11 protein-coding genes and 1 pseudogene are annotated in these 12,066 nt (G+C 66.9%); 8 read left to right on the top strand and 4 right to left on the bottom strand.

Annotated elements, in window-relative coordinates; genetic code table 11:
- Positions 1-2: 2 nt before the first annotated feature.
- Together cobA and nirB are read right to left on the bottom strand one after the other, a co-directional pair.
- Positions 3-1,034, bottom strand: a complete 1,032-nt coding sequence (gene cobA / locus OUO20_RS03160; RefSeq protein ID WP_018770115.1) for a uroporphyrinogen-III C-methyltransferase — start codon at positions 1,032-1,034, stop codon at positions 3-5.
- A gap of 2 nt (positions 1,035-1,036) precedes the next feature.
- On the bottom strand, positions 1,037-3,679 hold the full coding sequence (gene nirB / locus OUO20_RS03165; RefSeq protein ID WP_018770114.1) for a nitrite reductase large subunit NirB: 2,643 nt from the start codon (positions 3,677-3,679) through the stop codon (positions 1,037-1,039).
- Positions 3,680-3,951: 272 nt separating this feature from the next.
- On the opposite strand from nirB, the pseudogene nirD reads away from it, so the two are divergent.
- A pseudogene (gene nirD / locus OUO20_RS03170) lies at positions 3,952-4,330 on the top strand (nitrite reductase small subunit NirD).
- A 70-nt stretch (positions 4,331-4,400) separates the two neighbouring features.
- Here nirD and OUO20_RS03175 read toward each other — a convergent pair.
- Positions 4,401-6,149 (bottom strand): phospho-sugar mutase, encoded by a 1,749-nt coding sequence (locus tag OUO20_RS03175; RefSeq protein WP_134164530.1) that lies wholly within the window; start codon positions 6,147-6,149, stop codon positions 4,401-4,403.
- A gap of 57 nt (positions 6,150-6,206) precedes the next feature.
- Complete coding sequence (locus OUO20_RS03180) at positions 6,207-7,025, bottom strand: purine-nucleoside phosphorylase (protein WP_018770111.1); 819 nt, start codon at positions 7,023-7,025, stop codon at positions 6,207-6,209.
- A gap of 177 nt (positions 7,026-7,202) precedes the next feature.
- On the opposite strand from OUO20_RS03180, the gene OUO20_RS03185 reads away from it, so the two are divergent.
- From OUO20_RS03185 to OUO20_RS03215, 7 genes are read left to right on the top strand one after another with little or no spacing between them, the layout of a single operon-like run.
- Positions 7,203-8,543 (top strand): NAD(P)H-quinone dehydrogenase, encoded by a 1,341-nt coding sequence (locus OUO20_RS03185; protein WP_268002826.1) that lies wholly within the window; start codon positions 7,203-7,205, stop codon positions 8,541-8,543.
- A gap of 49 nt (positions 8,544-8,592) precedes the next feature.
- A complete protein-coding gene (locus tag OUO20_RS03190; protein ID WP_018770109.1) occupies positions 8,593-9,351 on the top strand; it encodes a prolipoprotein diacylglyceryl transferase in 759 nt (252 codons plus the stop codon).
- The gene (locus tag OUO20_RS03195; RefSeq protein ID WP_018770108.1) at positions 9,348-9,695 is read left to right on the top strand and encodes a hypothetical protein; all 348 of its coding nucleotides are present in this window, start codon (positions 9,348-9,350) and stop codon (positions 9,693-9,695) included. The genes OUO20_RS03190 and OUO20_RS03195 overlap by 4 nt, the downstream gene beginning before the upstream one ends.
- A 1-nt stretch (position 9,696) precedes the next feature.
- Positions 9,697-10,056 (top strand): hypothetical protein, encoded by a 360-nt coding sequence (locus OUO20_RS03200; RefSeq protein WP_134164527.1) that lies wholly within the window; start codon positions 9,697-9,699, stop codon positions 10,054-10,056.
- A gap of 16 nt (positions 10,057-10,072) precedes the next feature.
- Positions 10,073-11,269, top strand: coding sequence for a radical SAM protein (locus OUO20_RS03205; protein ID WP_268002827.1), 1,197 nt, complete (start codon positions 10,073-10,075; stop codon positions 11,267-11,269).
- A complete protein-coding gene (locus OUO20_RS03210) occupies positions 11,269-11,658 on the top strand; it encodes a hypothetical protein (RefSeq protein ID WP_268002828.1) in 390 nt (129 codons plus the stop codon). The genes OUO20_RS03205 and OUO20_RS03210 overlap by 1 nt, the downstream gene beginning before the upstream one ends.
- A 6-nt stretch (positions 11,659-11,664) precedes the next feature.
- Positions 11,665-12,051, top strand: a complete 387-nt coding sequence (locus tag OUO20_RS03215; protein ID WP_268002829.1) for a hypothetical protein — start codon at positions 11,665-11,667, stop codon at positions 12,049-12,051.
- Positions 12,052-12,066: the final 15 nt, after the last annotated feature.

The following is a 12,066-nucleotide window of genomic DNA, read 5'->3' on the forward strand; positions in this document are numbered from 1 at the left end:
TTTCATGATCCCAGCAGCGAGGCCGCCAGCCTGTCCAGGTCTGCGGCGGCACCGGCGTGGTCACGGTTCGCTTCAGCCACCCGCACCACCTCGCCGATGACCAGCACTGCCGGGTTGCTGCAGCCGGCAGCGGCGGAGGTGATGGTGCCGAGGTCAGCGATGGTGGTGCGCTGGCCGGGCCGGTAGCCCCGCTCCACCACGGCCATGGGCATGTCCGGGCGCATCCCGGCGCGGCGCAGGCCTGCCGCCAGCTGGTGGAGGGTGCCGATGCCCATGAGCACCACAATGGTGCCGCCCAGACCGGCCAGGTGGTGGTGCTCCTTCTCTGTCAGCGGGGCGTGCCCGGAGACCACGGTGAACATGTGGCTGACTTCGCGGTGGGTCACCGGGATGCCTGCTGCGGCCGGGACCGAGATGGCGCTGGTGACGCCGGAGATGACGTGCACTTTGACGCCGGCTGCCACGCAGGCGGCAACTTCCTCGCCGCCGCGGCCAAAGACGTAGGGGTCCCCGCCCTTGAGGCGGACCACGTTGTTGCCGGCAAGGGCACTTTCCACCATCAGCTTTTCGATGTCAGACTGGCTGACCTTGTGGTGGCCAGGCTTCTTTCCGACGTCCACGAGTTCCGCGGAGGTCAGCCGCGGCAGTTCCTGGTACGGCGCCAGTCGGTCGTAGAACACGACGTCGGCATCGCGGAGTGCCTTGACCGCCGCCACGGTGAGCAGGTCGCTCGTGCCGGGGCCGCCGCCCACCAGGGTGACGTGTCCGGCGGGTCCCGCAGCAGGCTCGGCCGCGACCGGGATGCCGGTCTTCCGGCAGCGGTCCAGGAAGGCGTCCCAGCCGGGCTGTCCGTCCTCGACGGCGGCGACCAGGAACAGCCGCTCCGGCAGGTGGACGAGCCGCGCCTCTTCGGGGCTGCCAAGGCGGTGCACGACGGCGCCCGCGGCTTGGTACCGCCGCACCGCCTGCCGCGCGGCGTCGGGGGCGCCGGCCACCAGGACGTTCCGGCCGGTGAGGTCGATACTGAGCTGCATGGCTATGCCTCGTTTCCAGGGGTTTCCGTGGTGGCGGAGCGGACCGGGATGGAAGCCCCGATCAGGACCTTGCCTTTTTCCTCCGGAGTGGCGGGGCGCATCTGGCCGCGCTCGTCCGGGACGAAGGTGATGGAGTCGTCCTTCTGGTCGGGGGCATTGACGAAGGAGCGGAACCGGCGCAGGCGTTCGGGGTCCTTGAGGGTGTCTGCCCATTCATCCACGTACGTGTCCACGTGCTTGGCCATGGCGGCCTCAAGGTCCTCGGCGATGCCCAGGGTGTCCTTCACCACCACGTCCTCAACGTGCTTGATGCCGCCGTCGAGCTCCTCCTGCCAGCGGGCCGTGCGCTGCAGGCGGTCCGCGGTGCGGATGTAGTACATGAAGTAGCGGTCGATGTACTTGATCAGGGTTTCGTCGTCCAGGTCCTTGGCCAGGAGCTGGGCGTGGGCCGGGGTGGCTCCGCCGTTGCCGCCCACGTACAGGTTCCAGCCGTCGGCCGTGGCGATCACGCCCACGTCCTTGCCGCGCGCCTCTGCGCATTCGCGGGCACAGCCGGAAACACCCATCTTGAGCTTGTGCGGGCTGCGCAGGCCGCGGTAGCGCAGTTCCAGCTTGATGGCCATGGCCACCGAATCCTGGACGCCGAAGCGGCACCAGGTGGAACCGACGCAGGACTTCACGGTCCGCAGGCTCTTGCCGTAGGCCTGGCCGGACTCGAAGCCGGCGTCCACCAGTTCCTTCCAGATCTCCGGCAGCTGCTCCAGCCGGGCGCCGAACATGTCGATGCGCTGGCCGCCGGTGATCTTGGTGTACAGGCCGTACTTCTCGGCCACGGCCGCAATGACGCCCAGCTTCTTGGGGGTGATCTCACCGCCGGCGATGCGGGGGACCACCGAGTAGGTGCCGTCCTTCTGCATGTTAGCCAGGGCGCGGTCGTTGGTGTCCTGCAGGGTGCCGCGGCCGGCGTCCAGGACGTAGGCGCTGTTCTGGCTGGCCAGGATGTTGGCGATCGTCGGCTTGCAGATGTCGCAGCCGGCGCCGGTGCCGTACTTGGCCATGATCTCTTCGAAGGAGGTCAGCCCCAGGACGCGGATGGCGTCGAACAGTTCCTGGCGGGACAGTTCGATATGCTCGCAGAGGGCCTTGGAGACCTCCACACCGGACTTGGTCAGCTCGGTTTCCAGCAGCTTCTTCAGCATGGGGACGCAGGAGCCGCACTGGGTGCCGGCCCGGGTGCAGCCCTTCAACTCGCCCAGTTCCTGGACCGGGGCGTTGCCCTCGCAGGCGCCGCAGGCGTTGATGGTGTCACGGATGGTTCCGGCCGTGACGTTGTTGCAGGAGCACAGCGTGGCGTCATCCGGCAGTTCGGTCTCCGGCGCCTCGCCACCGCCGGCCGCGCTCAGGAAGGCGCCCGGTTCGGCCGGGAGCTCGCGGCCCAGGAGCGGGCGCAGGCTCATGTAAGGGGAGGCATCGCCGACGAAGATGCCGCCCAGGAGGGTCTTGGCGTCATCCGTGGTCACGATCTTCTGGTAGACGCCGCGGGCCGGGTCGGCATAGACGATTTCCAGGGCGTGCTCGGTCTTGGCGAACGCGTCACCGAAGCTGGCCACGTCCACACCGGACAGCTTGAGCTTGGTGGCGGTGTCGAAGCCCGGGAAGGTGGCATCCCCACCGTGCAGCCGGTCGGCCACGATCTCCGCCATGGTGTTGGCCGGCGCCACCAGGCCCAGGCACATGCCGCCGTAGTTGGCCACTTCACCGATGGCCCAGATGCCGGGCACTTCGGTTTCGCAGTAGTCGTTGATGACCACGCCGCCGCGGGGACCCAGGCTGAATACCTGTTCCTCGCCCTCGGCGGCGCGGAAGAGTTCATCGCGGGGACGGACGCCGATGGCGACGATCACGATGTCGGCGTCGATGACGCGGCCGTCGGCCATCAGCACCCCGGTGACCTGGCCGTCGTCGTCGGAAAGTACCTCCGAGGGAAAGACCCCGCCGTGGACTTCGAAACCCTTGGATTTGATGAGCCTGCCCATGGCCTGGCCCGCGCCCTCGTCGAGCTGGGTGGCCATCAGCCACTGGGAACCGTCGATGACGATCGGGTTGGCGCCGAGCTGCTCGGTGCCGGCAGCTGACTCGAGGCCCAGGAGCCCGCCGCCGATAGTGACGGCGTTGACCTTGCGGCCGAGCTTCTCCGTGAGCTCCGCGATGGCCTTGTTGATGGCCCAGACGTCTTCAAGCGTGCGGTAGACGTGCGTGTGCTCCGCGCCGGGGATGGGCAGGCGGGCCGCATTCGAGCCGGTGGCGACCACGAGTTCGTCGTAGGGGTAGCTGTTGCCGGCGGCGGTTTCCACCGTCTTCGCTTCGGCGTTGATCTTTACGACGCGCTCGCCGGTCTTCAGGTCCAGGCCGGCGTGGTCCCACATGGACGCCGTGCCGAGCGTCAGGTCGACGTCGTTGTCGGTGAGGGCTTTGGACAGCGCCACCCGGTCATAGGGGAGGTGGACTTCCTCGGTGAGGACCGTGACATGCCAGCCATCGAGGCCGCGGGCATGCATTGCGTCCGCAAAACGGTGGGCCGCGGGGCCGCCGCCGGCGACGACGATGCGGCGCGGAGTCTCTGTGCTTGAAGTCTGTTCGGTCACTGATGGGCCTTTCGCATGGGCCGCAGGCAGTTTTCCTGCAGCCTTCTCTGACGAGCTGTCCATCCAGACTAGGGAGACGCAGTTTCGCTTCAGTTTCCCATTTGTTTCGCCAACTTAACTTCTGCATCACGAGCGCATTTCCGGGCGGGTTAGGTCTCTTTTACGCGCCGGACACATTCACCGCACCCCGTTGAAACACCCGGACCCTAGCGTTGGAAACGGCCGCAAAAGCAGCCGTGCAAGGACAACAGGCACAGGGAAAGGAGCCGGACATGACGGCAACACTGGAACTTGGGGCGCTCGCCGCCGAATCTGACATCGCTGGATTCCACACCGGCTGGCACCGTGTCTGCGCGGTGGAGGACCTCGAACCAGCCTGGGGCGAGGCTGCACTGGTGGCAGGCCGGCAGGTGGCGCTGTTCCGCACCGGCCCCAGCGAAGTCTTCGCCGTGGCACACGAGGACCCGGCCACCGGAGCCCACGTCATGGCGCGCGGCATCCTGGGCTCAAAGGGGACGCGGCCCACCATCGCCTCCCCTGCACAAGGAGGTCTACGACCTTGAGACCGGCGAATGCTTCACCACACCGGGCCTGCGCCTGGCAGCATTCAGCACCCGGGTCACCGACGGCATCGTCGAGGTGCAGCTGTAACACCCGCACCCCGTAAGGGGCGCCGGGCCTTGAGTGGCCCAGGCGCCCTTTGGTGTTTAACCGGCAGTTCCTACAGGCCCAGCGCTTCGCTGACGTCGTGCAGGACCTCGTCCAGCGAGGCACGCGCGGCCTGGCGCGCTGCCGGCAGTTCCGCGGCGGACCCCACCTGGTGGATCACCTCGAGGTAGCACTTGAGCTTGGGCTCGGTGCCGCTGGGCCGGATGATGACACGGGTCAGGTTTCGGGTGATGTAGAGCAGCCCTTCGGTGGGCGGCAGGTGCGCGCTGCCTTCAGCCAGGTCCGTGAAGACCTCCACAGCGGACTGTCCGAACGATTCCGGCGGCGAAACCCGCAGGCGGTTCATCATGGCGTCCAGGAGTCCCAGGTCCGCAACCCTGATGCTTAGCTGGTCGCTGGCGTGCAGGCCGTGCTGGAGGTACAGCTCATCCAGGGTGTCGAAGACCGTCTTGCCTGCGGCCTTGGCCGCTGCCGCGAGTTCGGCGATCAGGACGGCGGCGGAAATGCCGTCCTTGTCCTTCACCAGCTCCGGGGCAACGCAGTACCCCAGCGCCTCCTCGTAGCCGTAGACAAGCCCGGGAACCCGGGAGATCCACTTGAACCCGGTCAGTGTTTCCTCATGGGCGAAGCCGGCCGCGGCGGCGATGCGGGCCAGCAGCCGTGAGGAAACGATCGAATTGGCGAAGACGCCCCGGCCGTCAGCGTCCGCGCCGGCGGTGCCGTCCGCGAGCCGGGCCACCATGTGGGCGCCCAGCAGGGAACCCACTTCGTCGCCCCGGAGCATCCGCCAGGCGCCCGTATCGGGATCCTTTGCCGCCACGGCTGCCCTGTCGGCGTCGGGATCATTGGCGATCACGAGGTCGGCGTCCAGCTGCGCGGCCGCCTCGAGGGCCAGGTCCAGGGCGCCGGGTTCCTCCGGGTTGGGGAAACTTACGGTGGGAAAATCCGGGTCCGGTTCGGCCTGTTCAGCCACCACGGTGACATCTTTGAAACCTGCCGCTTCCAGGACGTCCAGCGCAGTCCCGCCGCCGACGCCGTGCAGCGGGGTGAGGACTATCCGCAGGTCCCGGGCGGGGAAGCGGTCCGCCATGGCCAGTGCCGCCGTCGCCCGCTCATACCCGGCTGCCAGCGAACCGTCCAGGACGGTCCAGCCGCCCTCTGCCAGCGTGATGGATTCCAGCGGCCCCACGGCGCTGATCCGGCCAGCGATTTCCGCGTCGTAGGGCGCCACGATCTGGGCGCCGTCGCCGTCTGCCGGCACGGCATGCCGTCCCAGGTACACCTTGTACCCGTTGTCCTGGGGCGGGTTGTGGCTGGCGGTGACCATGACGCCGCCGTCGCAGTCCAGGGCGCGGACGGCGTACGCCAGCAGGGGAGTGGGGAGGGGCGCCGGGAGCAGGAAGGCTTCGATGCCGGCCGCGGTGAAGATTGCCGCGGTTTCGGCCGCGAAGACATCCGAGTTATGCCGGGCGTCATACCCGACGACGGCGCGCGGGCGGGTGCCCGGAGCGGCCTTGGCTGCGGCGTCCCCCAGGAAGGCCGCGAGTCCCGCTGCGGCGCGGCGCACCACCACCCGGTTCATCCGGTTCGGCCCCGGGCCAAGGGCGGCGCGCAGCCCTGCCGTGCCGAACTGGAGCGTGCCGCGGAAGCTGTCTTCCAGTTCCTGCCGGGCCGCGGGATCGCCGTCCTCAACAAGGCGGACAAGCTCAAGGAGCAGCGCCTTCGTTGCGGGATCCGGGTCTTGGGCAGCCCATTCGCGGGCTTCGGTGAGCAGGCGAAGTTCGGCATCGGAAGACGTCATGGGCCTAACGCTATCGTCATTGCCCGTGCCCGTGACGCACCCTGGGCGCCTGATCCGTTAGAGCCGGGCGATGATATCGGCCAGCAGCCTGGAGATGCGCGGGCCGGCTGCCTGGCCGGATTCGATGACTTCCTGGTGGCTGAGCGGCTGGGGGCTGATCCCGGCCGCGAGGTTGGTGACCAGCGAAATTCCGAACACTTCCATCCCGGAGTGCCGCCCGGCGATGGCTTCCAGCGCCGTGGACATGCCGATCAGGTCGGCACCGATCCGCTTGGCGTACTGCACCTCGGCCGGTGTTTCGTAGTGCGGGCCGGGGAACTGTGCATACACGCCCTCGTCCAGGGTGGGGTCCACCTCGCGGGCCAGCCCGCGGATGCGCGGCGAGTACAGGTCGGTAAGGTCCACGAAGGTGGCGCCTTCCAGCGGTGAGGACGCGGTGAGGTTGATGTGGTCCTTGATCAGCACCGGGGTGCCGGGGGCCCAGTCCTCGTTGAGTCCGCCGCAGCCGTTGGTGAGGACCAGGGTGCTGCACCCGGCGGCCGCCGCGGTCCGGATTCCGTGGACCACTGCCCTGACGCCCTTGCCCTCGTAGTAGTGCGTGCGGGCGCCCAGGACCAGGGCGCGCTTTCCCGAGGGCGTCAGTATGGAGCGGATGGTGCCCACGTGGCCTTCCACGGCGGGGGCATGGAAGCCGGGGACTTCTTCGGCCGACAGGGTGGCGGTGGTCTCGCCGATGAGGTCGGCGGCCTCGCCCCACCCGGAGCCGAGGACCAAGGCAGTGTCGTGCCGGTCCACGCCTGTCTCTTCGGCGATGTAGTCCGCTGCGGCGCGTGCGGCGGCAAACGGGTCCGTGTTCAGGAAGTCTGTTGTACTCACCAGTACAAGTTATCGTGCCGCCCGTGTTGCCCCCGTCACGGCCGGCCCGGAGAGCGCCCTGTTTTCTTGGTGGTCAGCGGCAAATGGGCGAGAATGGATGACTGTGACTACGCATCCAGATTTCAGCTCCCCCGGATCGCAATCCTGGGAGGTGGTCCCGGCGGATACGAAGCTGCCATGGTGGCCGCCTCGCTCGGGGCGACGGTCACCATCATCGAACGCGCGGGCCTGGGTGGATCCGCCGTGCTGACCGATGTGGTTCCGTCCAAGACCCTCATTGCCACGGCCGACCTGATGACCCGCGTGGCAGAGGCCGGCGAGCTGGGAGTGAAGTTCGACGTCGACGGCGGCGACTTCGTGCCGGTGATGCGAGCAGACCTCAAGCACATCAACGACCGCCTCCTCAACCTTGCCCGCAACCAGTCCCAGGACATCCGGGACGGCCTGGAAAAGCTGGGCGTGCGGATTATTGCGGGTTCCGGCCGGCTGCTGGACACCCACACCATCGAGGTCATGACGGTGGACGGCACCGAGACTGTAGAGGCGGACACCATCCTGCTGGCCGTGGGCGCACACCCGCGCGAGCTGGAGACCGCCCGCCCCGACGGTGAGCGGATCCTGAACTGGACGCAGATCTACAACCTGGACGAGCTGCCCGAGGAGCTCATCGTGGTGGGGTCCGGCGTTACCGGCGCGGAGTTTGCCTCCGCCTACAACGGCCTTGGTTCCAAGGTCACCCTGGTGTCCAGCCGCGACCGCGTGCTGCCCGGCTCCGACGTTGACGCCGCCGTGGTCCTGGAGGAAGTCTTCGAACGCCGCGGGGTCCGGGTTTTGTCCCGTTCCCGTGCCCAGACAGTGGAACGCACCGACAAGGGCGTGGTGGTGACCCTTTCCGACGGCTCCACGGTGACCGGCAGCCACTGCCTGCTCTGCCTGGGGTCCATCCCCAATACGGCAGGCCTGGGCCTCGAGGAGGCCGGCGTCGCCGTCAGCGAGAGCGGCCACATCAAGGTGGACGGCGTCTCCCGCACGACGGCCCCGAACATCTACGCCGCCGGTGACTGCACGGGCGTCCTGCCGCTGGCCTCCGTGGCCGCCATGCAGGGCCGCATCGCGGTGGCGCACTTCATGGGCGACGGCGTGACCCCGCTCAAGCTCCACCAAGTGGCATCCAACATCTTCACCTCGCCCGAAATCGCCAACGTTGGCGTATCCGAAGCCGAGATCGAGTCCGGCAAGTACCAGGCCGACGTCGTCAAGCTCTCCCTGCGCAGCAACGCCCGCGCCAAGATGCGCAACGCCAAGGACGGGTTCGTCAAGATCTTTGCGCGGAAGGGTTCCGGCACGGTGATCGGTGGCGTGGTGGTGGGGCCGAACGCCTCGGAGCTGATCTTCCCGATCTCCATCGCGGTCAAGCAGAAGCTGCACGTTGACGACGTCGCCAGCACCTTCACGGTGTACCCGTCGCTGACCGGATCCATCTCCGAAGCCGCCCGCCGCCTGCACGTCCACATGTAAGGGCCGAAGGGCCCGCATTCGCTGGGCAACCCGTTGTTACACTCTGCTCATGATTGGGCTTCCCTTCGCGGGAAACGGGCTGGTGCATGCCGGGTTCGTCGGGCTGGGAATTCTCGCAGCCCTGCTCTTCTACGCATATGAGAAGCGCCGCCGCGGGCTGACGGATCCGCGGTTGTGGCCGATAGCCGGTTTTGCCGTTGCCTTCGGGGCCATCGGTTCCAGGTTGCTTACCTGGGATATCTCACGCCAGGTTTCACTTGCTGACTGGTGGGGCAACGGCGACCGCAGCATCCTGGCCGGGCTTGTGGGGGCCTGGGGCGGCGTGCTCCTGGCCAAACGGTTGACCGGTTACCGGCAGCCGACGGGGGATCTGCTGGCCCCTGCTGTAGCCCTGGCCCTCATCATCGGGCGCATCGGCTGCCTTCTGACAGAGCTCCCCGGCACGCCAACCGGGGGAGCGTGGGGAATCCTTCTCACCCCGGCCCAGGCCGCGCTGATCGGGGCGCCGGCCGGGGTGGGGCTTCATCCGTCTTTCGTCTACGAGATCTTCTTTCACGCGGCCGCTTTCGCCGTGATGTGGCGTTTCCGGGACCGCCTGCCCCACCCCGGCGACCTCTTTATCTGTTTCGTCAGCGCCTACGCCGTGTTCAGGTTCCTGGTCGAGTTTGTCCGGGGCAATGAGGTGCTGTGGCTGGGGATGAGCCGGCCCCAATGGTTCCTGCTGGCGGTTTTGCCCCTCCTGGTGTGGCGGGTCCGGCGTGTTTTCGGCTCGCCGCTCCGCCGCGAGATGGAAGGAACCGCAGCATGAGTGACGCTCCGGACATCCCGCCGCAGCCCCCGGACCAGGGCAACCTGCCGCCGCAATCACCTGCCGGCGGTTCCCTGGCGGCCGGCATCGTCTTTGGGGCGCTGGCCCTTTACGCCGTCTATGTACTGGGGACGATGGCTCGGGGACCGTATGCCTGGTCAGCCACCTTCCTGGCCGTGCCATCCCCGTTTATCCCCATTGCCGTTTATTTGGCGGTATCCATCGCTCTGGCCATCAGGCGCTCGACGGCCCGGTTGGGTGCAGGGCTGCTTATCGGTTTGGGAGTCTTCACCCTGCTGGGTGGCGGCCTTTGCGTCGCGTTCCTTGCCCAGGTCCGGGCCTGACATGAATGACGGTCAAGGGGTTCCGCCGGAGGAGCAACGGCGTGGGCAGCAGCCGGAACCGCGGGGCGGCTATCTGGGGTCTGGAGTCGTCTACGGGGCTGTGGCGCTGTACATCCTCTACCTTTGGGCAACAGTAGGCATTGGAGCACCGAACATCGCACCACCGAATGCATGGGCAACCAGCATCTTCGCCGGGCCGGCAGCCTTCGTCCCGATCGCCGTCTATCTGGGGCTGGCTGTTGTTCTTGCCGTCAGTCCCCGCACCGCGCGCACCGGGGCCGGGCTGCTGATCGGGCTCGGCATATTTACGTTACTCGGCGGGGGACTTTGCGTGGGTGCCCTGGTGCAATCCGGAATTTGAGAAGGGGCGCCGATTCATGAAGTCTCAACAGTTGCCCGGTCCGGGACAGCCGCTGCGCGGTGACAGGATCCACCGCTATGTGACCGCTTTCTGCCCCAAATGCCACGAAACCAACCCTCCACTGAGCCAGGTCCGCCGGCTGGCAGGGGCGCTGCTCATTCGTGACGGCCGCGTGTGGCTCGAAAGGGGCTGCCCGGACCATGGGCTGGTCCGCACCCTGTACGACGAGTCTCCGGAAATCCTCCGCTACCTGGAGAAGTGGCAGGCGCCCACCAAGCAGCACATCCCTGACCAGACCGACAATTTCCGCCCTGTCCCTGAGGCATATGCCTTTGGGCTTCCAGCCATGCAAACGCAACACACCTGCATCCTGCTGCAGGACATTATTGAGCACTGCAACCTGCGCTGCCCCACCTGCTTCACCGCATCCGGCCCACAACTGCAGGGAGTCGCACCATTGAGGGAGGTGCTTGACAATGTTGACACCCGCCTGGCCCGGGAAAACAACCGCCTTGATGTGCTGATGCTCTCCGGCGGTGAACCAACGCTGTACCCATATCTTGCCGAACTGCTGGATGAACTCGTTTCCCGGCCAATCGTCAGGATCATGGTGAACAGCAACGGCATGCTCATTGCCACCGATGACCACCTGCTTGCCCTGCTGGAACAGCACCGGGACAGGGTGGAGGTGTACCTCCAGTACGACGGTCCATCCAGGGAATCGTCGATCCACCACCGCGGCGGAGACCTTACCCGCTTCAAGGACGCGGCAATTTCGCGCTTGTCGGATGCAGGCGTTTTCACCACGCTGACCATGACAGCATCCCTGGGCGTCAACGACGGTGAAGTCGGTGCCGTGGTGATGCGTGCCCTGGAGACTCCCTTTATCGGAGGGGTGGCGCTGCAGCCCGTCTTCGGTTCCGGACGCGGACACGGCATCGATGCCATGGACCGGCTCACCCACACAGGCGTCCTTGAAAGATTGGCCGGGCAGACCAACGGCGTGGTGTCCTGGCACGACCTGACAGCGTTGCCCTGCTCCCACCCGCACTGCGCCTCAGTGGGTTACATGCTGAAGGACGACGCCGGCGTCTGGAGGTCCCTGGCAGCATTGATTGGGCATGATCAGCTGCTCACTTGGCTCGAGCTTAACCGGACAGCCTTGCGAACCGGATCGCCGACAGCGCCATCCCGCTGGAGCTGCGGAACCTGATGAAAACCTCGCTGCTTGACCTGTTGAGCGAACAGGCGTCCCTGTCCCACCCCCGCACGATGGACCTTTGGAAGAACGTCTGCACCCAGTGCGATCTTGGCATCGGCACGCTTACCACCCTGGCGGCGGGCAAACTCCCGGGGCAGCAGCAACGCCTCCGCAGGCTCCTCGCGGAACGGGTAACGCGCATCATGGTCAAACCTTTCATGGACATCTCCACGATGATCGAGGAACGGCTCACCCAATGCTGCGTGCACGTGGGAACCAAGAGCGACGCCGGCGCGCATCAATGCGCGCCGTTCTGCGCAGTGCAGGCCTGGCCCTCGCTGGCGAGGCAACGCATGAGCACGGCCACTGGTGCACGGCTGATTCCGATGCGTCACGTCTAGGGAGGAATGATGGACTCCGCGTCACACGCCCGGCGGATCGCCGCCGGCCCGTTGCCCTCAGAGCTTCTGGGCGCCAAGCACGGCGTCACGCCTGCAGTGCCCTCTGCCCCTCCGGGTTCCGGCCCTGACAACGCCGAAGCACCACCTTTTGACCCGTTGCGCCTGTGCATCTTCGCCACGGTTGCCCTGCTGGGGTGGCTGGCAGGGCCCGTGGCGCTGTCCGTGTTTGCAGCCATCGGGTTCATCGGATACTGGAAAGCGCGGCGGCGCGGCCTGATGAAATCCAAGTGCTACCTGCGCGACACGAGGCTCGTGCTGTCCTATCTGGGTGTCCTCCTGGCCGCGGGCATCTACGGGATCTACCTGGTCACGGGACGATTGTTCGGGGTGTGAAAAGCAACCACAGCA

The sequence above is a fragment of the Arthrobacter sp. FX8 genome, assembly GCF_026723805.1.
Classification (GTDB): domain Bacteria; phylum Actinomycetota; class Actinomycetes; order Actinomycetales; family Micrococcaceae; genus Arthrobacter.

What these genes read in the sequence shown, in the direction of transcription:
- cobA (WP_018770115.1), bottom strand. Translation starts at nt 1,034, where the DNA reads ATGCAGCTCAGTATCGACCTCACCGGCCGGAACGTCCTGGTGGCCGGC.
- OUO20_RS03175 (WP_134164530.1), bottom strand. Translation starts at nt 6,149, where the DNA reads ATGACGTCTTCCGATGCCGAACTTCGCCTGCTCACCGAAGCCCGCGAA.
- OUO20_RS03185 (WP_268002826.1), top strand. Translation starts at nt 7,203, where the DNA reads ATGGTGGCCGCCTCGCTCGGGGCGACGGTCACCATCATCGAACGCGCG.
- OUO20_RS03190 (WP_018770109.1), top strand. Translation starts at nt 8,593, where the DNA reads ATGATTGGGCTTCCCTTCGCGGGAAACGGGCTGGTGCATGCCGGGTTC.
- OUO20_RS03195 (WP_018770108.1), top strand. Translation starts at nt 9,348, where the DNA reads ATGAGTGACGCTCCGGACATCCCGCCGCAGCCCCCGGACCAGGGCAAC.
- OUO20_RS03200 (WP_134164527.1), top strand. Translation starts at nt 9,697, where the DNA reads ATGAATGACGGTCAAGGGGTTCCGCCGGAGGAGCAACGGCGTGGGCAG.
- OUO20_RS03205 (WP_268002827.1), top strand. Translation starts at nt 10,073, where the DNA reads ATGAAGTCTCAACAGTTGCCCGGTCCGGGACAGCCGCTGCGCGGTGAC.
- OUO20_RS03210 (WP_268002828.1), top strand. Translation starts at nt 11,269, where the DNA reads ATGAAAACCTCGCTGCTTGACCTGTTGAGCGAACAGGCGTCCCTGTCC.
- OUO20_RS03215 (WP_268002829.1), top strand. Translation starts at nt 11,665, where the DNA reads ATGATGGACTCCGCGTCACACGCCCGGCGGATCGCCGCCGGCCCGTTG.